Origin of the sequence: Acinetobacter sp. CIP-A165 (assembly GCF_000367985.1) — a bacterium.
Lineage (GTDB): Bacteria > Pseudomonadota > Gammaproteobacteria > Pseudomonadales > Moraxellaceae > Acinetobacter.
This window is the reverse complement of sequence record NZ_KB849202.1, coordinates 1,017,256-1,040,896: the sequence shown is the minus strand read 5'-3', so window position 1 is coordinate 1,040,896 and position 23,641 is coordinate 1,017,256. Positions and strand designations below refer to the sequence as shown.

Sequence of the window (23,641 nt, the reverse complement as noted above, 5' to 3'; positions counted from 1 at the left end):
TCATCATATCAACTTTATTTCTATTTCCTTATTTTTTGAGTGCTAATGACAACTCATCCCAACGTTGCATCGCTGTCTGCATGGCTTCGGTTTTAATATGACCAAAGCCACGTACTTCTACAGGTAACTGAGCAATTTCCTCAGCGACAGTTAAGTCATACTTTTCAGGTGAAGCAATCAGTGCTTCAACAAATGCGATATAACGATCACGCCAAGCCTGTTCACGTCTGCGTTCTTCATGACGTGCAAATGGATCGAGGAAGGTTTCCCGAAGCAACTGCAAACGAGCCAGCAACATCATTGGGAAACGAATCCAATATCCGAAAGCACGCTTACGAATATTTTGATCAGCACCTAAAGTCGGTGGAGCAAGATGGTAAGTTAAGCGTAAGCCTTTACCAAAATGGGTTTCAATCGACTGTTTGAATTTTTTACCTGTTAAAAGACGAGCGACTTCATATTCATCTTTATAGGCCATGACGCGATACAGTTGTGTGGCAATGGTCGCGGTCAATTCTTCTGGTAATGTTTTCGATGCTTGTTCGACCAAGCTACGATATTTCATCGCGTACGCATCATTCCAATAATCAACCAGACGTGATGAGCGATCTTCGATTAATTCAGCCAATGTTTCAGGCTTTTTAGTTTTTTTCATGGCTGCAAGCAAACGTGGCACTAAACTTGGATCACTGGCAAGATGACATCCAATACGGAAAGCCTCAAGATTCTTTTCTACAGCCGTACCATTGAGTTGAATTGCTTTTTCTATGCTCTGACGTAATAACGGTATGCGACCTGATTGCCATGCCATACCCAGTAATAATTGATTGGTAAAGATGGCATCACCGAGTACTAAAGTTGCAATACGTGTTGCAGATAGCGAAACCAGCGAACCTTGACGAGTACGACCACGAACGCGATGGATTAAATCCTTAATAGGTGCGTACCAGTCACGCGACTCGATAAAATCAGAGGTTGGGGAGGAGTCTTCATTGACGATCACCACAGCATCATCTTTTAAACGTGAAAGTGCTGCGCCACTACCTGCGACAACCGCATCTGCGCCAATTAAGAGATCACATTGACCCGCAGGGATTTTGGTTGAAGAAATTTGATCATCAGAATTTGCGACTTGGATATAGGAATAAACCGTACCACCTTTTTGAGCCAATCCAGCCATATCCATCACACGTGTTGCTTTTCCTTCAAGATGCGCTGCCATACCGAGCAAAGCACCTATCGTCACTACACCTGTACCGCCAACACCACCTACCATAATGCGACTTGGAATATCATCAAGCACGGGAATCACTGGTGTTTCTGGCCAGCCTGCAGCGATGCCTTCAAATTTCTCAGGACGTTTCATGTCGCGAGTATGCACAGTGACAAAGCTTGGGCAGAAACCCTCAACACAAGAAAAGTCTTTATTACAGGTACTTTGATTGATCTGACGTTTAGTTCCTAAAGCTGTTTCTACAGTTTCAATGGATAAACAATTCGATTTTTTAGAGCAATCACCACAGCTTTCACAAATATCAGTATTGATATAGATACGTTCGGCTGGATCAGGATAGGCATCACGTTTACGACGACGGCGTTTTTCACTGGCACAGGTTTGTACATAAATTAGCGCAGTAACACCTGAAATATCACGTAATTGACGTTGAACCGAATCTAGTTCATTTCGATGGTAGATTTCCACATTTGGCGCAATTTCTTCTTCTGCATGAATCAATTCGGGTTCATCTGTGACAATCACCTGTTTTTTTATGCCTTCAGCAGCTAACTGTCTGGTCAGTTGCGCAACACTTAAATGTCCATCGACATGTTGCCCGCCAGTCATGGCAACTGCATCGTTGTAGAGAATTTTGTAGGTGATATTAATTTTTGCTGCAATTGCTTGGCGAATCGCCAGATAGCCCGAATGGAAATAGGTACCATCACCGAGATTTGCAAAAATATGTTTTTCATTGGTGAAATGCGATGCACCCGCCCAACTCACACCTTCGCCACCCATTTGAGAATATGTTTCTGTACCACGATCCAGTGAGACCGCAATATAGTGGCAACCAATACCACCTAGCGCACGACTACCTTCAGGCAGTGTGGTTGAGGTGTTATGCGGACAGCCACTACAGAAATAAGGTTTGCGCTCAGCAAGATCGATTACACGGCGAGATTCTTGTTCTGCTTTATGTAATAAGTCCGCTTTATTCTGAATTTGCGTTCTTAACGCTTCTGGTAAATCGAGTCCTAAGAATCGAGCAGCTAGCATCTTAGCAATTGGTTCAGGCTGGAATTCATAATGACCAATGAGTGGCGCTTCTTCGATCGATGTACTCCATTCACCTTTGCCATCACAGGCTTTACCAATCACACGAGGGCGTTTGTCATCTGGCAGAGAGTAGAGCTCATCTTTGATTTGGGATTCTAGAATTGGGCGTTTTTCTTCAACCACGATCAGCTCTTGTAAACCTTCAGCAAACTCGCGAATACCTTGAGGCTCTAAAGGCCAAATCAATTCAACCTGATAAACACGTAATCCGAGTTGTTCAGCAGCTTCACCTTCAATCCCTAAAATACGTAATGCCTCAATCGTATCTAAATAGGCTTTGCCACTGGCAGCGATTCCGATACGCGCATTTTTGCATGGCAAAGTCACACGGTTCAACTTATTGGCGCGTGCATAAGCCAATACCGCAGGTAAACGATATTTATAGAGTCGTTCTTCTTGTTGTATGCCATGATCTGGCCAACGGATATTGACACCACTCTCAGGAAATTCGACATCTTCTGGAATAATCGGTGTTACGCGGTCTAGACCAACTTTGACCGAAGCAGATGTTTCAACAATTTCACTGACCAGTTTCATCGATGTCCAAACGCCTGAAAAACGAGACATGGCGACTGCATGAACACCGAGATCTAAAATGTGTTGTACGGATGTTGGATAGAAAATAGGAATGCCACAGCCAATCATGACGTGTTCAGATTGATGCGGAACAGTAGAAGACTTACAGGAATGGTCATCACCAAATAGAGCAACAACACCACCATGTTCAGACGTACCAGCTAGATTGGCATGGCGAAGTACATCACCAGAACGATCAACACCAGGACCTTTGCCATACCACCATGAAGTGACACCATCATATTTGCCTTGTCCAGCAAGGTTGGCTTGTTGCGTGCCCCAAATTGCGGTTGCAGCTAGGTCTTCATTTACACCCGGTTGAAAGACCACATGATGATCTTTGAGTAAACCGCCTATTTGCCAAAGGAAACTATCATAATTACCAACAGGGGAGCCGCGATAGCCAGATATAAAACCCGCGGTTTGATAACCGTTTAAAGTATCTCGACGTGTCTGGGCGAGTGGTAAACGAACCAATGCCTGAATACCTGTCATATAAGCAGTACCGTCATCGCTTATATATTTATCTTCAAGTGAAACATCCTTTGTCGTAATCATTCTTGGTGTAAATTTTGTCGCTATATTCATTTATGTCTCCTTAGTATTGTGGTCGTTCGTGAGAGGTGGTCCCACTTGTTTGAACAACTAAAAGCTTATTTATAAGTGATACTCTGCTCTAGTTAAGCTACCTTATTTTGTTGTGGTAGCTGGTCATAGTAAAACTCATCTGGAGTCATTTTGTCCAGACTCGAATGAGGTCGTTTCAAATTATAAAATTCAAAATATGCGTTTAATTGCTTCTTCGCATCCAAAACATTGCTGTAGGCTTTGAGATACACCTCTTCATATTTAACGCTCCGCCATAATCGTTCAACCATCACATTATCAACCCATCGACCTTTACCATCCATACTGATTTGAATGCCATTTGATTTCAATACATCAATAAATGCATCACTGGTAAACTGACTGCCTTGGTCTGTATTAAAGACTTCAGGTCGGCCATATTTTTCAATAGCTTCATTTAATGTTTCTATGCAAAATGTAACCTCCATACTAATCGATACTCTATGCGCAAGTACCTTGCGGCTATGCCAATCAATCACAGCACATAAATAAACAAAGCCTTTTGCCATAGGGATATACGTTATATCCGTAGACCACACTTGATTACTGCGCTGAATAGCCAATCCTTTGAGCAGATATGGATATTTACGGTGAGCTTGATTAGCCTGGCTTAAATTTGGTTTGCAATATAACGCATTAATGCCCATTTTCTTCATTAAAGTACGTGTATGACGTCGTCCTATATGATGTCCTTGACGATTCAATAAATCACGCATCATACGGCTACCTGCAAAAGGGTATTGCATATGTAACTCATCCATACAGCGCATCAGCTTCAGATCTGATTCACTCACAGGTTTTGGGCGATAGTAATAACAACCACGGGAGACTTTCAGCAGCTTAGCTTGCTTAGATACTGAAATCTGAAGTGAGTCATCGATTAACTTTTGTGGTTGAAGCGACCCAGTTTCTTCAACACACCTTCTAAAAAATCAATTTCTAATGCCTGCTCACCGATTTTTGCATGTAGTTTTTTTAGATCGATGGGTGGTTCTGTTGGAGCTTTTGATTGATCGAAAGCTTGCGAGGAAGCTGAAATCAGTTGATTTTTCCAGTCAATAATTTGGTTTTGATGAACATCAAATTCAGCACTCAATTCAGCAAGTGTTTTTTCTGCTTTAATCGCAGCAAGTGCTACCTTAGCTTTAAAGTCATTTGAATGATTTCTTCTTGGTCTACGTGTCATAAAATACTCCATATATTGATGTTTATAACATCATTTGGGGAGCAAAATATCACTTATAAGTGTTGTTCAAATTTCCTGATCCACCTCTGTGCGACTTTCTTTTCTCAACATCCGAGTTGAAGTTTGGAGCAATTGACATACGAAAAATTAAAATGGGCTGAGCATCTTTGAAAAAGGGCTGGCTCAATGTATGTACATATTTACCATTGTGGATGATCTAAACTGGTGCAACAATGCGTAATTTAGGAAAAGATATTTACGTTATGCGCAAAAATCACGAGGGTGGACTGTTGCATGCTATGCATGCTTTCCTGAAAGTGATCGACAGTGGAAGTTTTACCGCAGCGGCTGAGCAGATGGATCTGACCACAGCGCAGGTCTCACGTCTGATCAGTGAGTTGGAAACACGCTTAGGAATTAAATTACTGCAACGCTCTACCAGACAGCATGCGTTGACCGATATTGGTGCAACTTACGCAGAACGCTGTCGACAAGTGATTGCAATGATTGATGAGGCAGAGGCGGAGGCGACAGGAACAGCCACAAAGCCAAAAGGTCGATTACGTATCTTGAGTATGGCAAGTTTTGGTCATTACTACGTCGCACCTGTCATGGCTGAGTTTTGTAGAACTTACCCTGAACTGACTGTTGAATATCGTACGTCTCAAAATGCCCCTGATCTTTTAGCCAAAGGGATTGATGTCAGTCTTTATCTCACTGAATCTTTGACGGATTCTAGATTTGTTTCACGACGTATTGGTACTATATTTTCAGTGCTCTGTGCATCACCGACGTATTTGAAAAAACATGGCATGCCTCAGTCACCAGATGATTTACATGAGCATGCCTGTTTACGTTTAGTCAATCCATCCATCACAGCACAATGGCATCTGGTCAGCAAAAAAAGCTGCTCTTATCAGATAGATATTACGGGACAATTGATTGCAGATACGCCAGAGTTATTGTTAGATATGGTTCAACAAGATATGGGGATCGCGCTTTTACCAATGTTCACGGTAATCGAGGCTGTTCGTGCGGGGCGACTTTGTCACATTTTGCCAGATTGGCGTTCTCCAGATATTGGCGTTTATACGTTATTACCATCGCGACATTTTATTGATGCAAAAACACGGGCATGGTTAGATTGAGTAGAACAGCATATTGCTCCAAAAATAGAGGCGGATACCTCTTACTTTTATCAATTAACCCATATCGACTAAGTCTTTATCAGGAAATAAAAACGGCCAATAAAATGCTTCATAATTAAAGAGTGAGAAAATAATAAGATTCAAATGCTCCTTCAACATTTAATTGTGGAGCATTGATTCAACCGTGATTAAATTTATTTATGCGCAATGTTGCTGCAAATAGGTATTGGCATAGCTTGATAAATTTTTTCGATTCAGGGCTTTATTGATATTTTGGCTTGCTCTCATTAATTTCTCTAAATTAATCCCTGTTTCATATCCAATATGAGATAGCAAATAATATAGATCTTCAGTGGCGACATTGCCTGATGCACCTTTGGCATAGGGACAACCACCAAGCCCAGCAAGAGACGAATCAAAAATACGAATACCTTGTTGCAAAGACTGATAGATATTGGCGATTGCCATGCCATAGGTATTATGAAAATGCCCAGCCAAGACATTGCTATCCAGTTCAGCTAAGCAGGCTTGCCAAACTTTTTGAACACGGTCTGGTGTCGCTGTCCCAATGGTTTCACCCAAAGAAATCTCATAACACCCCATGTCATAGAGCCGTTTAACCACGCTAAGCACTTGTTTTGGATCTATTGCACCTTCATAAGGACAGTCCACCATACAAGAGACATAACCACGTACGCGGATATTATACTTCTTGGCAGCTTGGAAAATCTCTGAGAAGCGTTCTAAGCTCTCATCTATCGAGCAATTGATATTTTTACGGGTAAAACTGTCAGAAGCTGCGGTAAAAACCGCAACTTCTTTACAGCCAACAGCGAACGCTGCTTCAAAGCCTTTGAGATTTGGCGTCAGCAAGCTCAAATTCAAGTCATCACGTTGCGGCAGCAGTTTATATAACTCATCGCTTTGCGCCATCTGCGGAACCCATTTAGCCGACACACAAGAACCCACTTCAATTGATTTCAAGCCTGCATCAATCAGGTCGCTAATGAAATTGAAGCGTTGTTCTATGGTTAAGGGCTGCTTTTCGTTTTGTAGTCCATCACGCGGTCCAACTTCCACGATTTTGACAAACTCACTCATGCAACTTCCTCCTCAGCAGCTTGAAACTCCACCAGTTCATCACCGACTTTAACTTGATCGCCCACTTGGAAATAAGCATCCACAATCACACCATCTTTCGGTGCACGGATGGTGTATTCCATTTTCATCGCTTCGAGTGTCATGAGAATATCGTCTTTTTTCACCGTATGATTCGCACCCACAAGTAACTGGGTCACTACACCCGGCATCGGCGCTTTTAGGTGTCCTTGTTCAGCTTGACTGTCCGCCTGATTAAAGTCTTGACGAATATAATCAAACTTATAGCTTTGCCCTGTATGGAACAAAGTAATGCCTTGTGAACTTCGGTTAAATGCGAGTCTTTGCTGAGTTGCATTGATTTGGATTGAAGCACTATGTTGATCAATGAGTTCACCAGAGATATGGAAAGTTTGATCATTAAATTCTGCGTTAAAACCTTGTTCTGCCGCGACGAACTTTATCTGAATATTTTGATTTAAATAATTGAGTTTAATACTGTGTTGATAAGCAACATTTAGACGCCACAACGGTTGTGCTTGCCAAAGTTGTTTTTGACTAGAGTGATTGTTGTCGAGTTTACTTAAAAACTCGATAAATGCAGTCGCAACAACAAACTCAGATTTTATGTTCGCTGGGCTAAACAGAAACTGTTCTTCTCGTTGAATCAGGTTGGTGTCCAACTTGGCTTGTTTAAAGGAATCACAGCGTACAATCTTTTCTAGAAAGGCTATGTTATTGCCTAAACCATCGACATGAAACTGACTCAGTGCATGTTGCATTTGAATCAAAGCAGCTTCACGGTTTTTACCCCATACAATCAACTTGGCAATCATTGGATCGTAGAAGGTGGTGATTTCATCGCCTTCAACAATGCCACTATCTATACGCACGTATTGGTTTTGCGTTGGGTAACGAAGATAGTCAATTTTACCGATTGCAGGTAAAAATCCCTTTTCAGGTTCTTCAGCGTAGATACGTGCTTCCAAAGCATGCCCATGAATTTGTAATTCATGCTGTAGTTTTGGCAAAGGTTCACCATCAGCAACACGAAGTTGCCATTCTACTAAATCTTCACCTGTAATCATTTCAGTGACAGGGTGTTCGACTTGTAGGCGAGTATTCATTTCCATGAAATAGGCAGTACCGTCTTGCTCTACAATAAACTCCACCGTACCTGCACCCACATAATCTACCGCACGTGCAGCATCAATTGCAGCTTGACGCATGGCATCAAGTTTATCGCTTGGCATTTGTGGAGCAGGTGCTTCCTCTAGCACTTTTTGATGACGACGTTGTACAGAACAATCACGTTCAAACAAATGTACATAGTTGCCGTGCATGTCACCAAATACTTGCACTTCAATATGCCGTGGTTGAATCACATAACGTTCAATGAGGACATCATCATTGCCAAAGCTTGATTTGGCTTCTCGTTTACACGAGGCAAGGGCATGTAGGAAATCTTCGCTGCGTTCCACCAAACTCATCCCTTTACCACCACCACCAGCACTGGCTTTGATCAACACTGGATAGCCAATCTCATCAGCTTGCTGTTTTAAAAACTCAGCATCTTGATTGGTACCGTGATAACCCGGTGTCAATGGTACGCCTGCTTTTTCCATCAAGGCTTTAGAGGTTGCTTTTAAACCCATGGCTAAGATGGCATCGACAGGAGGGCCAATAAAGCAAATATTGTGTTGTTGGCAAGCAAGGGCAAACTGGTCATTTTCAGAAAGAAAACCATAGCCAGGGTGAATCGCTTGGCTGCCAGTATCAATCGCCGCTTGAATAATACGGTCAGCTTGTAAATAACTTTGCGTTGCAGGGGATTGACCAATATAAATCGCCTCATCGGCAAGTTTGACATGCTGTGCATTCGCATCAGCATCTGAATACACCGCAACCGTTGCAATACCTAACTTTTTCGCTGTACGAATCACACGGCAAGCAATCTCACCACGGTTCGCAATTAAAATCTTTTCAAACATTTTGGTCGTCCTTAATTGTTGTTATTGGAATTTGAAATCCATGCAGGAGATTGTTTATTTAGAAAGGCATTTAAACCTTCTTTTGCCTCACTACCTTGACGGACTTGTGCAATATGCTGTGCAGTCTGCTGAAGCAAGTGATCATTCATACTTTGATTGCTGACCATTTGAATCAATTGTTTCGATGCGGCCTGAGCATGTGGACCACCAAGTAATAATGCATCAATAATCTCTTGAACTTTTTTGTCTAAATCTTCCGCATCCGCAATTTCATGTGCCAAGCCAATTTGTTTGGCTTCACGTGCTGAGATACGTTCAGCGGTTAAGAAATAGCGTGAAGCTTGTCTTGCTCCAATCGCACGAACGACATAAGGGCTAATCGTAGAAGGTGCAAGTCCCAAACGGACTTCAGAAGTTGCAAATTTCACATCGGTACTAGCAATACAAATATCACAAGCCGAGGCAAGCCCCATACCACCGCCAAAGGCGATGCCATGAACCCGAGCGATCGTTGGTTGTTTTAGCGTCGCAAGCGCATCAAGCATCTGCGCGAGTTTCATCGCATCAGCTTCATTTTCTGCTGAAGAAGCTTGACCCGCTTGTTTCATCCAGTTGAGATCTGCACCTGCTGAAAAGCTTTTACCACGACCAGCCAAAACCACCACTCGAATATCATCACGACTATTTAAGGTCTTAAAACAAGCATGTAATTCTTCAATCACCGTTGTATTAAAAGCGTTGTGTAGCTCTGGTCGATTTAGCCACACAAATGCCACTTGATCATGCTGTTCCAGTTGTAAAAATTGATAGCTCATAAAACACCTCTTACATGCGGAACACGCCGAATTTGGTTGGTTGAATCGGTGCATTCATGGCTGCTGCAAGGCTCAACCCAAGCACTTGACGTGTTTGAGCAGGATCAATCACACCATCATCCCATAGGCGGGCAGAGGCATAGTAAGGATGACCTTGGCGCTCATACTGATCACGAATCGGTTGCTTGAATTCATCTTCTTCTTGCGCAGACCATTCAGCGCCTTTTTGCTCAATCTGATCACGCTTCAAAGTCGAAAGTACGCTGGCTGCTTGCTCACCGCCCATGACTGAAATACGGGAGTTTGGCCAAGTCCATAAGAAACGTGGTGAATAAGCACGGCCACACATGCCATAGTTACCTGCACCAAATGAACCACCAATAATTAAAGTCAGTTTAGGGACATTCGCTGTTGCAACCGCCATCACCAGTTTGGCACCGTGTTTAGCAATGCCTTCATTTTCATATTGGCGACCCACCATAAAGCCTGTGATATTTTGTATAAACAACAACGGAATATTGCGTTGGGTACACAGTTCAATAAAGTGCGCACCTTTTTGTGCAGACTCAGAAAATAAGATCCCATTATTGGCAATAATCCCGACTGGCATGCCATATAGCGATGCAAAGCCAGTGATTAGGGTTGAACCAAAACGCGCTTTAAATTCATCAAAACGTGAGCCATCAACAATACGAGCAATCACTTCACGTACATCAAATGGTTTACGTGCGTCACTTGGTACGACACCGTATAGCTCTTTGGCATCAAATAGTGGCTCATCAATCTGCTTGTTTAAGTCATTTGGCTTTTTATTGAGATTAGCAACGATATTCCGTGCAATTGCAATTGCATGTTCATCGTTTTCTGCCAAATGATCCGCAACACCTGAAAGACGGGTATGCACATCACCACCACCCAAATCTTCACTACTCACAACTTCACCAGTAGCAGCTTTTACAAGTGGTGGACCACCCAAGAAAATCGTGCCTTGATTACGTACAATGATGGTTTCATCTGACATTGCAGGAACATAAGCACCACCTGCGGTACAGCTCCCCATGACCACAGCAATCTGGGCGATACCTTGGCTCGACATACGTGCTTGATTGTAAAAAATACGACCAAAATGATCACGATCTGGGAACACCTGATCTTGCATAGGTAAATATGCACCACCAGAATCGACCAAATAGATACAAGGTAAATGGTTCTGCTCAGCAATTTCTTGGGCGCGTAAATGCTTTTTGACGGTGAGGGGATAATAAGTCCCACCTTTGACTGTGGCATCATTGGCAACGATCATGCATGTCACACCATTAACCTGTCCAATACCAGCAATGACGCCAGCAGCAGGGATGTCATCCTCATAAACCTTGTACGCAGCAAGTTGTCCGATTTCTAAAAAGGCAGTACCCACATCGATCAGTTGATCAATACGTTCACGAGGAAGTAATTTTCCACGCGCCAAATGCTTTTGACGAGCATTTTCACCGCCACCTAACGCAATATTCTGGGCAACTTCAGCTAAATCATTGACCAAGCTTTGCATAGCCTGCTGATTGGTTTTGAAGTCTTCACTTCTGACATTAATTTTGCTTTGTAATTGATTCATAAGCTGCATCCTGATTTATCGTTATTATTTGGTTTCATTAAACAATTCACGTCCGATCAACATGCGACGAATTTCAGATGTGCCTGCACCAATTTCATAAAGTTTTGCATCACGCCATAAACGACCAGCAGGGAACTCATTGATATAGCCATTGCCACCTAAGCTTTGAATCGTTTCACCCGCCATCCATGTGGCTTTTTCGGCTGCATAGAGAATGGCACTTGCGGCATCTTTGCGTAAGCTACGGTCATGATCGGCTTTGTCACAAGCTGCACCTACTGCATAGACCAACGCTTTACATGCCAGCCAAGTTGAATACATATCAGCAAGTTTGCCTTGCATTAACTGAAACTCACCTAATGCTTGTCCAAATTGTTCACGTTGATGCAAATATGGAATCACCACGTCCATACACGCATCCATAATTCCGAGTGGACCCGCACTTAATACTGCACGCTCATAATCCAAACCACTCATCAGGACTTTTGTTCCATTACCAACACCACCGAGTACGTTTTCAACGGGCACTTCAACATTGTCAAAAAACAGCGGATAAGTGTTAGAGCCACGCATTCCGAGTTTGTCTAAATGATGACCATGGCTAAAACCTTTCATATCTTTTTCAATTAAAAAGGCTGTCATACCTTTCGCACCCGCATGAGGATCTGTTTTCGCATAGACCACGAGTACATCTGCATCACCACCATTGGTGATCCACATTTTTGAACCATTTAAAACAAAATGATCACCTTTTTGCTCAGCGCGTAATTTCATGCTGACCACATCCGAACCTGCATTTGGCTCAGACATCGCTAAAGCACCGACGAAATCACCAGAAATTAGCTTAGGTAAATACTTCTGTTTTTGTTGTTCGCTTCCGTTACGGTTAATTTGATTGATACATAAGTTAGAATGAGCACCGTAAGAAAGCCCGATGGCTGCTGAAGCGCGAGAAATTTCTTGCATGACAATGATGTGAGCAAGATAGCCAAGATTGGTGCCACCATATTCTTCGGAAACCGTTAAGCCGAATAAACCCATATCGCCAAACTTTTTCCAAAGATGAGCAGGGAATATATTGTCTTGATCAACTTGTTGAGCAATTGGTGCGATTTCTTTTGCACAAAATGCGGCAACTGAATCTTGTAGTGCAATGAGTGTTTCATCGAGGCCAAAATTCAAGCTACGTAGGTTCATTGTGTTCATCCCATTGGTTATATTTGTTGTTCCATAAGCATTCTTGTAGGTGCTTAGGAAGTACCATACAATGATTTTTTAAAAAAGTGAATAGAGATTCATAAAATGATTTACAATTCACTTTATTTATTAGAGAATAAAATTTATGAGCTATAAACGATCATCTTTAATGCAAGAGCGAATGGAGCAAAATCGTAAGGCGATTTTGAGTTCGGCGAGAAAATTAATTTCAGAAGGAGGCTTTAAAGACGCGCAGATACAAACAATTGCTGAGCAAGCAGGCGTTTCAAGTGGTCTGGTTTATCGTTACTTTGACAATAAAAGTCAGGTGCTTATTGAAGTTTTGTCAGAAGCCATCAATACCGAACTTTTGGTGATTGATGCAATCACAGAAAGTGATCTGACTGCAGAACATAAATTGCACAAGGCCGTTGCGACTTTCGTCAAACGAGCATTGAACAGTCCTCAGCTTGCGTATTCACTTATGTTTGAACCCGTTGACTCTTCAGTTGAACATGAGCGTTTTCGGGTTAAGCAGTTGATTAAACAGAGTGTGATTAAAATCCTTGCGGATGGAAATGCAAGTGGTGAGTTTGTCTTAGAAGACCTAAATACCACGGCACTGTGTGTGGTTGGTGCCATGACTTTTGTGGTGGTCGAGCCTTTAGACCCAGCTCAACATACAAAGTTTGATCAGCAACACAAGGACTATTTTTCAAAACAGATTGCTGACTTTTGTGTGGATGCCGTACGAAAAAAGTAGGCGTGCATAATCAAGAAAATGACAAAGTAGGCAGTTTGAAAAGTAGTTGCAGTAACAACAATTAGAGCGATGAGAATTACAAAGAATCAAGGAGAATGATTCAATGCAACACGTACAGTTAAGCTATGCCTCTGGGCCAAGTTCACAACCCCTGTTGGGGATGACGATCGGAGAGAAATTTGATCAAGCTTGTCAGCAATATGCTGAGCAAGAGGCGATTGTGAGTTCGCATCAGAACAGACGGTTAACCTATAAAGAGCTGCACGATGAAGTGAATGCATTTGCATGCCGTTTGCTTCAACTCGGTTTGAAAAAAGGTGATCGATTAGCGATTTGGTCTCCCAACTGTGTTGAATGGACAGTCACTCAGTTTGCAGCGTTTAAAGCAGGAATTATTTTAGTCAATCTCAATCCAGCCTATAAAAGCCATGAACTCGAATATGTGTTAAATAAAGTCTCATGCAAAGGACTGATCATCGCGTCACAGTTCAAAACCACAGATTACCAAGAACTGCTCACCAGAATCGCGCCTGAGATCGGCTTCTGTACAGATAAAGTGATTCATTCCGAACGACTACCATTCTTAAAATTTGTGATCAAAATTGATGAGCAGCAACACATAGGAATTCATCGTTTTAGTGATCTTGTCGTCGCGCCAACCGCAGAACAGCTCGAACAATTACGGTTACTCGCGCAACAACTGCAATTTGATGAAACCATTAATATCCAGTTTACATCAGGCACGACAGGCAATCCGAAAGGCACGATGCTCACCCACCATAACATTTTAAATAATGGTTATTTTGTCGGTGAGGGCATTGGTTTAACCCCACAGGATAAAGTCTGCATCTCTGTACCACTATTTCATTGTTTTGGCATGGTGATGGGAAATTTAGCCTGTATCACACATGGATCGACGATGGTGTATCCGTCTGCAGTGTTTAATCCATTAGAAACACTCAAAACCATTCACAAAGAACGTTGCACAGCAGCCTACGGCGTGCCGACCATGTTCATTGCCACTTTGGAACATGAACAGTTTGATGAATTTGATCTATCTAGTCTGCGTACTGGCATTATGGCCGGCAGTCCATGTCCACGTGAAATCATGCAACGTGTGATTGATCGAATGCATATGTCAGAAATCACCATTTGCTATGGCATGACAGAAACTTCTCCCGTCAGTGTACAAAGCTCAGTGAGTGACAGCATTGATAAACGCGTTAGCACTGTTGGTCATGTCCACCCACATGTTGAAATCAAAATCGTCGATCCAGAAGGGCAAATCGTTTCACAGGGTACTTTAGGCGAATTATGTGTGCGTGGTTATTCAGTGATGGCAGGTTATTGGGGCGAAGAAGAAAAAACCCGTGAAGTAATCGATGCTGCTGGCTGGATGCATACGGGTGATATCGCGGAAATGGATGCTGATGGCTTTGTCAAAATCAAAGGACGTATAAAAGATGTGGTGATACGAGGCGGTGAAAATCTATTTCCAAAAGAAATAGAAGACTTTTTGTATACCCATCCAGATATCAGCGATGTTCAAGTCATTGGTTTACCAGATACTCGCTATGGTGAGGAGCTGTGTGCCTGCATCATTCTACATGAGCACCATCAGAGCAACGAAGACAGCATCCGTATTTTCTGTAAAGCACATATTTCTCACAATAAAGTGCCACGTTATGTCAAATTCTTTAATGAATTTCCAATGACAGCGTCAGGTAAAGCACAAAAATTCAAATTACAGGAAATTATGCGTGCTGAGCTGAATTTAACAGGAACAGTGTTCGACTAAATGATGTTTTACATTCGCTAGAAAAAGCACCATTTTAAAAGTCGCACAAGTAAAGGATAAAACAAAAATGGCAAAAGATTTTAATAGCCCGAAAGTCGTTGAAGAATATGATCAACATATCCGTAAATTAATTCCGGGTTATGAAATTATCCATCAACAGGTGGATGCCATTTTACAACCAGCGTTACCGCCACACGCGCACATCTTAATCGTTGGCTGTGGCACAGGCTATGAACTGGAATATCTACTCAAAAGGCATCCGAGTTGGGAGTTTACAGCAGTCGATCCCTCATTCACCATGCTTGAAAAAGCCCAGAAAGTGGTCGCTGATTTAGGTGGATCTGCTCAAGTAAGATTTGTACATGGTGAAACCTCTATTTTACCTGATCATGTCTATTTTGATGCTGCACTTTCTATTTTGGTTGCTCATTTTATTGCTGATGAAAATAAGCCCACTTTTTTTAGCGAGATCTATGATCACTTAAAAGAGGATGGGATCTTGCTGACCTACGATTTAATGACCTGCACAGACCCTCAGCAACTTCAAGCACTACGAAATATATGTTTGGCACAAGGCTTGACGGAAGTGCAATGCCAGAAAATGTTAGAACGAATGGCACAGGAATTTTTTACGCTTTCCTTCGCTGACTATCAGCAGTTGCTCCATGGCACAGGCTTTGTGGATGTGCATTCCTATAGCCAAATTTTAATGTATCAAGGATTGATCGCGCAGAAAAAGAGGCGTCAAACGTTTTCTGCACAAGTATCCTAAACAAGGGCTTGCGTCTATGATGGAATAAATATTAAAGGACTCATTTAAACTTATTTTTTACCAAATGGTTAACAGTGACTTTTATAGCCGCTGCTAGATCTTTTTGTCTTAAAAAAAGAGCGAGTTTATCAATATCAGTATTTTAAAGGAGGTGAAAACCAAATAAATCAATGTGTTAATGCTTTAAAACAAAAATTGCGATGCAGTCATGGTTTCTGCAAAGGATACAACGCAAACAAATAGCGATCTTAAAACGGTATTTAAGATCAAAAAAGAAGGAAACTTATTTTAATGAAAAAGTTCATACTAACGGTGCAAAAAAGCGTGCTGACGCTGTCCATTGTGGCAGTCATGTCATCTGCTCATGCAGCTTCGGAGAGTGCCGAAATTGCACAGCTTCGCCAAGAAGTACAAGAGTTAAGAGCAATGTTGCAACATTATGTACAGCAACCTGCATCGGCACAGCCAGCAAACAATCTAAACGCAGCAGCTTCTCCAGTAACCACGCAAACGCTGACACCTAAACTAAAATCTGGTGCAGAAGTTAGTCTATATGGTTATATCCGTGCCGATGCGTCTTATCAAGCGAAAGGCGCATCCACGATGTACAACAATATCAGTGGTGTACCACTCAAGAGTACAGCGGAAGCAGCACAACAAAAAGATCGTTTACATTCAACTGCCAATGTCTCACGCATAGGACTCAATTTCACCACACCAACAGCAGCAGGCGATGTGGGCGGAAAATTAGAAATGGATTTCTTTGGTGGCGCTTCACGTGATCAGTTCCGTATTCGTCATGCCTATCTAACGCTTGATAAATGGTTGATTGGTCAGACTTGGTCTACCTTTATCGCACCTGAATACTATCCTGAAACGATTGATGCTGCGACCTATGTGGGCGGCGCATTACAACGCTCTCCGTTAGTACGCTATAGCGATTCTTTATCTGCAAATACCAGCTTCGCCTTATCGGTTGAAGATCCAAAATACACAGCCACTTCAGATCCTGAAAATAAAATGCGTTTGCCTGCATTTGTTGGGCGCGTAAATCATAAATTTGAAAATGGTTCGATGCTATCTGGGCGTAGCTTTGTGGCCGAGAAGAAAATCAGCAATGATGATGAATGGGCGTGGGGCATTGGCATCGGGGGCAAATATCAGCTCAGTCCAAAAACCTTCTTAAAGGCGGATTATAACCACATCAAAGGAGATGGACGCTTCTTGATGTGGACGAATAGTAGTTATGCCATCGATGATCAAAACAATATCCAAACCAATGAATTTGATTCCATTTCAACAGGGATTACCCATCAATTCACTTCACAGTTCCGTTCAACATTAGGTTATGGCTATATGAAAGCCAAAGACGATAACGCATTTGCGCGTATCCATAAAAATAACCCAGCTCAAAATAAAGAACTATGGCAAGGCTGGATTAACGGCATGTACAACCCATACAAGCCGATTACTTTGGGGATGGAATATGTCTATGGCGAGCGAGAAACATTTGATGGTCGTTCAGGGGCAGATAGCCGTATCAATATGATGGCGAGCTATGATTTTTAATTTAAATAAAACCTTGAATAATATTGTTTTTCTTTAAGGTGCATTATGCCGTTTTAAATATGATGGAAAAATTATCTCATTGAGGAGATTCAGAATGACAACATCTACAGTTAATGTAAATGCAGTAATTGACCAAGCAAAATTTACCCCTTTTCACTGGAGCATTTTGCTTTGGTGCTTATTGATTATTATTTTTGATGGTTACGACCTTGTGATTTATGGCGTGGTATTGCCATTATTGATGCAAGAGTGGTCACTGACCTCAGTCCAAGCAGGAATGCTAGCCAGTACCGCATTATGCGGCATGATGTTTGGGGCAATGCTGTTTGGTGCTTTGGCAGACAAAATTGGTCGAAAAAATGTAATTTTAATTTGTGTCACTTTATTCAGCGGTTTTACCTTTTTAGGCGCTTTTGCTTCAAATCCTTTTGAATTTGGTATTTTACGCTTTTTGGCGGGATTAGGGATTGGCGGAGTCATGCCAAATCTAGTTGCACTCACATCTGAATATGCACCAAAACGTATCCGCAGTACCTTAGTCGGCACCATGTTTAGTGGTTATGCGATCGGGGGGATTCTCTCAGCATTGATTGGGAGTTATCTGGTCGAAAGTCAAGGATGGCAAATCATGTTTTTGATTGCAGGTATTCCTTTGCTTTTATTACCTGTGATGTGGAAGTTTTTGCCTGAATCTTTAACTTTTTTGGTTAAAACAGGGAAAACTGAACAGGCGCAGAAGATTATTCAAAAAATCTCGCCTGAACAAGCAATTACCCGTAATACAAAATTAATGCTAAATGAAGAAAATATTCCAACAGGTAGCTCAGTCAAAGGATTATTTCAACAAGGTCGTGCCTTTAATACACTGATGTTTTGGGTATTATTCTTTATGTGCCTACTAATGGTATATGCCTTAAGCAGTTGGTTACCTAAACTGATGCTTGCAGCAGGGTATTCACTCGGAAAGAGTATTTTATTCCTACTCGCTCTAAATGTCGGCGCAATGATTGGTTCGATTGGCGGTGGTATTCTTTCAGATAAATTCCATTTGAAACCAGTAATTCTAAGTATGCTCATGGCAGGCGTTGCGGCACTGATTGGTTTAGGATTTAACTCACCAGCCTATGTTTTATATGGTTTAGTGACTGTTGCAGGTGCTGCGACCATTGGTACCTCAATTCTTCTTTATAGCTATGTTGCTCAATATTATCCATTAAGCGTGCGTTCTACAGGAATCGGTTGTGCATCGGGTGTCGGGCGAATCGGTGCGATCGTCGGACCTATTTTAACTGGCTTGTTACTGACCTTAAACTTACCGCACACTATGAATTTCGTGATGATTTCTATTCCAGCGATGATTGCAATCTGTGCGATTTTAAGCCTAAAACGTCATAAATTTGATGAAGAACAACAGGTAGAAGAGGTAAAAACTAATTTAACTGAATCAGGTAATGCTTAACTTGGTTTTTTGATGATTATTCAAATACTAAAGGCACATCAGATACGCTGATGTGCTTTTTTATTTAGGGCACAACCCAAAATCTTATAGAGTTTAAAGATAAATATTTTAAAAGATTTCAATTTTAAACAGATAAAAAAATGCACCTCTTATCTGAGATGCATTTTTGACTTTTTGAAACTTAAATTTCGATAGCCACAGCAGTTGCTTCACCACCACCGATACACAGTGCAGCAACACCTTTCTTTTTACCTAAACGCTTTAAAGCGTAGATCAATGAAAGAATAATACGTGAACCTGTAGCACCAATTGGATGACCTAAAGCGCAAGCACCACCATGAATGTTGACTTTGGTTTCATCAATACCCAACTCATGAATAGGTGCCATTGCCACCATCGCAAATGCTTCATTGATTTCCCATGCATCAACATCCTCAACTGACCAACCCGCACGATCAAGTACTTTTTGAATCGCACCAATAGGTGCAACCGTAAATTCACTTGGATGCTGTGAATGGCTTGAAGTCGCCACAATTTTTGCCAACACATTTAAACCATTTGCTTGTGCATAGTCTTCGGTTGAAAGTACCAATGCGGCAGCACCGTCAGAAATAGAGCTAGAGTTCGCTGCGGTAATCGTACCGTCTTTACTAAAAGCAGGGCGTAACGTTGGGATCTTTTCAAGATTTGCTTTATGTGGTTGCTCATCTTGATCAATAAGCTCGACACCCTTACGAGTCTTAACTTCAACAGGAACGATTTCTTCTTTGAAATATCCCTCTGTGATTGCTGTTTGTGCTTTTTTTAGTGAAGAAATGGCAAAGTTATCCATTTGTTCACGGGTAAAGCCTTTGGTGTTTGCCATGTCCTGTGCAAATGAACCCATTAAGCGACCTGTTTCCGCATCCTCAAGCCCATCCAAGAACATGTGATCTTTGACCTCGCCATGACCCATACGGTAGCCACCACGTGCTTTAGGCAGGATATACGGCGCATTGCTCATCGATTCCATGCCACCAGCAACCACGATATTTGCGCTGCCTGCTTTAAGTGTATCCGAAGCGATTAATACCGCTTTCATCGCAGAACCACATAGTTTATTGATTGTGACAGCGCCTACATGATCAGGAACACCAGCTTTACGCATCGCTTGGCGAGCAGGACCTTGACCAATTCCTGCACTCAGCACACAACCAAAAATCACTTCATCCACTTGCTCAGGTCGAATGCCTGCACGTTGAATAGATTCACGAATCACGGCAGCACCCAACTCAGGTGCTGTTAAAGCGGATAGGCTACCCTGAAAACCGCCCATTGCGGTACGACTACCTGAAACGATAACAATAGAACTCATTTTTAATATCTCTTAAAATGTATGTTGTGATAAAACTGCTCTAGTTGGAACCAAAGCAGAACATTTGATCAAATCAAGCAACTAAGGATTTATTAAAAATTAAAGGTACACCTGTAACAGCACGAATTTGCTCGAGTGTCACATCTTCAGCCAGTTCAATCAGCTCAACACCTTGTGGGGTAATATCCATGACACCCAAATCAGTGATGATACGATGCACCACGCCTTGACCTGTTAAAGGGAGACTACAATTCGGGACGATCTTTGGCGTACCATCTTTGGCACAGTGTTCCATCAGAACCACAACTTTCTGAACACCGACAACCAAATCCATTGCACCGCCCATACCTTTGACTTTTTTGCCAGGAATCATCCAGTTCGCCAAATCGCCTTGCTCAGAGACTTCCATTGCACCTAATATCGCGATATTGACATGACCACCACGGATCATGGCGAAAGATTCAGAACTAGAGAAAAAAGCTGCGCCAGCACGTGCTGTAATGGTTTGCTTTCCAGCATTGATCAGATCGGCATCAAGCGTATCTTCAGTTGGGAATGCATCAATACCGAGTAAACCATTTTCAGATTGCAACCAAACATTCATATTTTCTGGAATATAATTGGCAACAAGGGTAGGTAAACCAATGCCCAAATTCACATAAAAGCCATCTTCAAGTTCTTGTGCAGCACGTTGTGCCATTTCATTACGTGACCAAGCCATTTTATACTGCCTCCATGCTTAAGGTTTTTTGTTCGATACGTTTTTCAGGTGAAGCATTCAAGATAATGCGATTTACATAGATGCCCGCCAAATGAATCTCATCAGGATCTAATTCACCAATCTCAACCACATGTTCAACTTCAGCGATGGTGATTTTCCCAGCCATTGCACACTCAGGATTAAAATTCTGCGCGGTTTTGCGGAACACCAAATTACCTGCTTTGTCTGCTTTGTAGGCTTTAACAAGAGAAACATCGGCAGTCAGTGATTCTTCTAAAATATAGTTTTTACCATTGAAGTTACGCTGTTCTTTACCTTCAGCGATCAATGTGCCTACACCTGTTTGGGTATAGAAAGCAGGAATCCCCGCACCACCAGCACGTAATTTCTCAGCCAAAGTACCTTGTGGGGTAAGTTCGACTTCAAGTTCACCATTGAGATATTGGCGTTCAAATTCTTTATTTTCTCCTACATAAGAGGAGATCATTTTTTTGATTTGTTTTGTTTGCAGTAAAATCCCTAAACCAAAGTCATCAACACCTGCATTATTAGAAATACAAGTCAGACCCATTGCACCGCTATCTTTAACCGCCACGATTAGTTTTTCAGGAATCCCACATAGTCCAAAACCACCAACAGCAAGTGTTTGGTCATTGGCAATTACATCTTTGAGCGCTGCCTCTGCGCTGCTATAAACCTTATTCATTCTCTTGTTTTCCTACTATCCCTTAGTATCTTTATTATTAGCACTTGGCTTTAAGGTATAGAAGTTGATTTTTCTTAAGGATTAATGAGGAAAATTAATAAATAACAATTTAGATAAAATAGAAAACCGCCATGAAAACTGCACTAAATATAGCAATCGATTGTTTTATATTAATAAATTTATAATTATCAAAAATATCATTAGAAATAGAGTTGCTGAGTTATTAATAATTTAAAATTTATGATTGACTAAAGTCTCAATAAATTGCTCTGAAATATTGGATATTTCAAAATTCTTTTTATAGATAATTCCCACTGTTTTATGGATAGTATCAGCTTGTAACTCAAGCAAAATATTTTGTTCTAAATCGATATGTTTGGCAAAATGACGCGGAATCGCACTCACACCTATGCCGAGAGCGACAAAGCTTGAAAGAGAGGAAATTTGATGGCATTCAATTTTCAAATCCAATGTCATATTGTTGCGCAAGCAATTCTGTTCAATCAAATGGCGGACGATTGAAGGCTTTTGTAAGGTAATAAAAGGATTTGAAAGCAGCTGTTGCCAAGTGATAGAGGCAGAACCAGCTAAGGCATGATTTTTAGGCAATAAAGCGAGGAAATCTTCCTCAAATAAAGGTTTAAATTCTAGACCTTCAGTCAGATCAGGTTCAAAACATATTCCTAACTCAAAAATACCATCTTGCACTTTTTCGATAATGGTTTCATTCGGAATATCATGGATGGAAAAGTTGAGGTTTGGATGAAGCGATAAGAACGCATGAATCACCTCGGGCAAGATTGCATGGGTGACAAATGGCATTGAAGCAATGCTTAATGTGCCGCGGTTCAATTTAAAGCGCTGTTTGACATCATTTTCCATCTCATCCCAATTTGCGAGTAATTTCTTTGCATAGGGAATCAGTGATTTTCCTTCCTGAGACAATTCAACACGGCGTGTATTTCGATTGAATAACTTGCCGCCTAATTCTTCTTCTAGACTTTTAATGGAAAGACTCAGGGCAGATTGACTCAGGTGTAACTCAAGAGAAGCATTGGCATAATTTAAGGTACGAGCAAGTGCCAAAAAGGCTTTTAATTGCTTAAGTGTCATGTCTTTCCTTGAATTAAACCCATCCAAGGCAATAATGTATCGTAAAAATGAGCTGAATGTTATTTTAGGAATTGTTTTTTCAAAGAATGGTGGATAAATAGACTCAATAAAAACTCCCACCATCAGAAAATAGGGGAGTTTGATTCAAAAATTAGAAAAATTCGGTTTTCTCTAAAATTAAACTTTTAATTTTTTAAGCCCACGGCTCACACCATTTTGTAGTGCAACTTTAATGATTGCGCCAATAAACGGAACTCGACCTTTAAACATAATCGTATAATCCAAACGACTACGGTTATTGCCAAGATCAGTAAACTTCATCACACCGCGATGATCTTTGATCGGTGCAATACCACTGGTAATGGCATATTCAATCCGTTCATTTTCGATGTAGACCAAATTTGTCTCGACAAATGATGGTGTCAATGGAATAGATAACTTACGTGCTGAACCCACACCATTACGCGCATCCTTGCCATCACTGAGACGAGTCACTTTTGCTGGCGCGAAAATTTTATTTAGATTTTCGTGCTCACTGAGGGTCGCGAAAACTTTTTCGACAGGTGCATTGAATTCTTGGGTTATCTTGACTTGTTGCATTTTTAGCATCTCAATTCCTTCTTTTAATTTGACATGATGTATTGTCATTTTGAAATAGTAGCATGCTTTGAAAGACTCAGGAATTTTCCTTTGTCGGAAATCTGAATAAAGTTTGATTAAGGTCATTCAACAAATCTGAGATATGTAAGGGAATATGCTTGTTCAATCCGACAAAATTGTGAATACTCATCCCATAAAATT

18 protein-coding genes are annotated in these 23,641 nt (G+C 41.4%); 6 read left to right on the top strand and 12 right to left on the bottom strand.

Annotation, left to right across the window (positions count from 1 at the left end; translation table 11 throughout):
* Positions 1-28: 28 nt before the first annotated feature.
* Together F991_RS10415 and F991_RS17210 are read right to left on the bottom strand one after the other, a co-directional pair.
* On the bottom strand, positions 29-3,499 hold the full coding sequence (locus tag F991_RS10415) for an indolepyruvate ferredoxin oxidoreductase family protein (RefSeq protein ID WP_004671151.1): 3,471 nt from the start codon (positions 3,497-3,499) through the stop codon (positions 29-31).
* A 92-nt stretch (positions 3,500-3,591) separates the two neighbouring features.
* Positions 3,592-4,736 (bottom strand): IS3 family transposase gene (locus F991_RS17210; RefSeq protein ID WP_155757138.1). Its coding sequence is split into 2 segments (ribosomal slippage): positions 3,592-4,472 and positions 4,472-4,736, totalling 1,146 coding nucleotides; the frame shifts between segments, so codons are not numbered across the junction.
* A 251-nt stretch (positions 4,737-4,987) separates the two neighbouring features.
* On the opposite strand from F991_RS17210, the gene F991_RS10400 reads away from it, so the two are divergent.
* Positions 4,988-5,872, top strand: a complete 885-nt coding sequence (locus F991_RS10400; protein ID WP_051064212.1) for a LysR family transcriptional regulator — start codon at positions 4,988-4,990, stop codon at positions 5,870-5,872.
* A 198-nt stretch (positions 5,873-6,070) separates the two neighbouring features.
* On the opposite strand, the gene F991_RS10395 is transcribed toward F991_RS10400, so the two are convergent.
* Genes F991_RS10395 through F991_RS10375 form a run of 5 tightly spaced genes read right to left on the bottom strand, consistent with a single transcriptional unit; the run spans position 6,071 to position 12,585 of the window.
* The gene (locus F991_RS10395) at positions 6,071-6,973 is read right to left on the bottom strand and encodes a hydroxymethylglutaryl-CoA lyase (RefSeq protein WP_004671146.1); all 903 of its coding nucleotides are present in this window, start codon (positions 6,971-6,973) and stop codon (positions 6,071-6,073) included.
* On the bottom strand, positions 6,970-8,961 hold the full coding sequence (locus F991_RS10390) for an acetyl/propionyl/methylcrotonyl-CoA carboxylase subunit alpha (RefSeq protein ID WP_004671144.1): 1,992 nt from the start codon (positions 8,959-8,961) through the stop codon (positions 6,970-6,972). The genes F991_RS10395 and F991_RS10390 overlap by 4 nt, the downstream gene beginning before the upstream one ends.
* 11 nt (positions 8,962-8,972) lie before the next feature.
* Entirely contained in the window at positions 8,973-9,776 is an 804-nt protein-coding gene (locus tag F991_RS10385) for an enoyl-CoA hydratase/isomerase family protein (protein WP_004671142.1), read from the bottom strand.
* Between the two features lie 10 nt (positions 9,777-9,786).
* Complete coding sequence (locus tag F991_RS10380; RefSeq protein ID WP_004671140.1) at positions 9,787-11,388, bottom strand: carboxyl transferase domain-containing protein; 1,602 nt, start codon at positions 11,386-11,388, stop codon at positions 9,787-9,789.
* 24 nt (positions 11,389-11,412) lie between these two features.
* Positions 11,413-12,585, bottom strand: a complete 1,173-nt coding sequence (locus F991_RS10375) for an isovaleryl-CoA dehydrogenase (RefSeq protein ID WP_004671138.1) — start codon at positions 12,583-12,585, stop codon at positions 11,413-11,415.
* Positions 12,586-12,730: 145 nt separating this feature from the next.
* Between F991_RS10375 and F991_RS10370 the strand changes: the two genes are divergently transcribed.
* From F991_RS10370 to F991_RS10350, 5 genes are all read left to right on the top strand, one after another.
* Positions 12,731-13,348, top strand: a complete 618-nt coding sequence (locus tag F991_RS10370; protein ID WP_004671136.1) for a TetR/AcrR family transcriptional regulator — start codon at positions 12,731-12,733, stop codon at positions 13,346-13,348.
* A 103-nt stretch (positions 13,349-13,451) separates the two neighbouring features.
* Positions 13,452-15,146: an AMP-binding protein gene (locus tag F991_RS10365; protein ID WP_004671134.1), complete on the top strand. Its 1,695-nt coding sequence runs from the start codon at positions 13,452-13,454 to the stop codon at positions 15,144-15,146.
* A 67-nt stretch (positions 15,147-15,213) separates the two neighbouring features.
* Complete coding sequence (locus F991_RS10360; protein ID WP_004671132.1) at positions 15,214-15,918, top strand: class I SAM-dependent methyltransferase; 705 nt, start codon at positions 15,214-15,216, stop codon at positions 15,916-15,918.
* 291 nt (positions 15,919-16,209) lie between these two features.
* Positions 16,210-17,487: a DcaP family trimeric outer membrane transporter gene (locus tag F991_RS10355; protein ID WP_004671131.1), complete on the top strand. Its 1,278-nt coding sequence runs from the start codon at positions 16,210-16,212 to the stop codon at positions 17,485-17,487.
* A 94-nt stretch (positions 17,488-17,581) separates the two neighbouring features.
* Complete coding sequence (locus tag F991_RS10350; protein ID WP_004671129.1) at positions 17,582-18,946, top strand: MFS transporter; 1,365 nt, start codon at positions 17,582-17,584, stop codon at positions 18,944-18,946.
* Between the two features lie 181 nt (positions 18,947-19,127).
* Here F991_RS10350 and F991_RS10345 read toward each other — a convergent pair whose 3' ends face one another.
* From F991_RS10345 to F991_RS10325, 5 genes are all read right to left on the bottom strand, one after another.
* Positions 19,128-20,300: a thiolase family protein gene (locus F991_RS10345; RefSeq protein ID WP_004671127.1), complete on the bottom strand. Its 1,173-nt coding sequence runs from the start codon at positions 20,298-20,300 to the stop codon at positions 19,128-19,130.
* Between the two features lie 73 nt (positions 20,301-20,373).
* Positions 20,374-21,021 carry a 3-oxoacid CoA-transferase subunit B gene (locus tag F991_RS10340; RefSeq protein ID WP_004671125.1) on the bottom strand — a complete coding sequence of 216 codons (648 nt, stop codon included), beginning with the start codon at positions 21,019-21,021 and terminating at the stop codon, positions 20,374-20,376.
* Position 21,022: 1 nt separating this feature from the next.
* Positions 21,023-21,727, bottom strand: a complete 705-nt coding sequence (locus F991_RS10335; protein WP_004671123.1) for a CoA transferase subunit A — start codon at positions 21,725-21,727, stop codon at positions 21,023-21,025.
* A 231-nt stretch (positions 21,728-21,958) separates the two neighbouring features.
* The gene (locus F991_RS10330) at positions 21,959-22,840 is read right to left on the bottom strand and encodes a LysR family transcriptional regulator (protein ID WP_004671121.1); all 882 of its coding nucleotides are present in this window, start codon (positions 22,838-22,840) and stop codon (positions 21,959-21,961) included.
* Between the two features lie 177 nt (positions 22,841-23,017).
* Complete coding sequence (locus tag F991_RS10325) at positions 23,018-23,449, bottom strand: SRPBCC family protein (RefSeq protein ID WP_004671119.1); 432 nt, start codon at positions 23,447-23,449, stop codon at positions 23,018-23,020.
* Positions 23,450-23,641: the final 192 nt, after the last annotated feature.

Bases quoted from the DNA above. Each gene is read 5' to 3' on its own strand.
- F991_RS10360 (WP_004671132.1), top strand. From the start codon at position 15,214: ATGGCAAAAGATTTTAATAGCCCGAAAGTCGTTGAAGAATATGATCAA.
- F991_RS10390 (WP_004671144.1), bottom strand. From the start codon at position 8,961: ATGTTTGAAAAGATTTTAATTGCGAACCGTGGTGAGATTGCTTGCCGT.
- F991_RS10400 (WP_051064212.1), top strand. From the start codon at position 4,988: ATGCGCAAAAATCACGAGGGTGGACTGTTGCATGCTATGCATGCTTTC.
- F991_RS10370 (WP_004671136.1), top strand. From the start codon at position 12,731: ATGAGCTATAAACGATCATCTTTAATGCAAGAGCGAATGGAGCAAAAT.
- F991_RS10395 (WP_004671146.1), bottom strand. From the start codon at position 6,973: ATGAGTGAGTTTGTCAAAATCGTGGAAGTTGGACCGCGTGATGGACTA.
- F991_RS10415 (WP_004671151.1), bottom strand. From the start codon at position 3,499: ATGAATATAGCGACAAAATTTACACCAAGAATGATTACGACAAAGGAT.
- F991_RS10385 (WP_004671142.1), bottom strand. From the start codon at position 9,776: ATGAGCTATCAATTTTTACAACTGGAACAGCATGATCAAGTGGCATTT.
- F991_RS10365 (WP_004671134.1), top strand. From the start codon at position 13,452: ATGCAACACGTACAGTTAAGCTATGCCTCTGGGCCAAGTTCACAACCC.
- F991_RS10350 (WP_004671129.1), top strand. From the start codon at position 17,582: ATGACAACATCTACAGTTAATGTAAATGCAGTAATTGACCAAGCAAAA.
- F991_RS10325 (WP_004671119.1), bottom strand. From the start codon at position 23,449: ATGCTAAAAATGCAACAAGTCAAGATAACCCAAGAATTCAATGCACCT.
- F991_RS10330 (WP_004671121.1), bottom strand. From the start codon at position 22,840: ATGACACTTAAGCAATTAAAAGCCTTTTTGGCACTTGCTCGTACCTTA.
- F991_RS10345 (WP_004671127.1), bottom strand. From the start codon at position 20,300: ATGAGTTCTATTGTTATCGTTTCAGGTAGTCGTACCGCAATGGGCGGT.
- F991_RS10355 (WP_004671131.1), top strand. From the start codon at position 16,210: ATGAAAAAGTTCATACTAACGGTGCAAAAAAGCGTGCTGACGCTGTCC.
- F991_RS10340 (WP_004671125.1), bottom strand. From the start codon at position 21,021: ATGGCTTGGTCACGTAATGAAATGGCACAACGTGCTGCACAAGAACTT.
- F991_RS10375 (WP_004671138.1), bottom strand. From the start codon at position 12,585: ATGAACCTACGTAGCTTGAATTTTGGCCTCGATGAAACACTCATTGCA.
- F991_RS10380 (WP_004671140.1), bottom strand. From the start codon at position 11,388: ATGAATCAATTACAAAGCAAAATTAATGTCAGAAGTGAAGACTTCAAA.
- F991_RS10335 (WP_004671123.1), bottom strand. From the start codon at position 21,727: ATGAATAAGGTTTATAGCAGCGCAGAGGCAGCGCTCAAAGATGTAATT.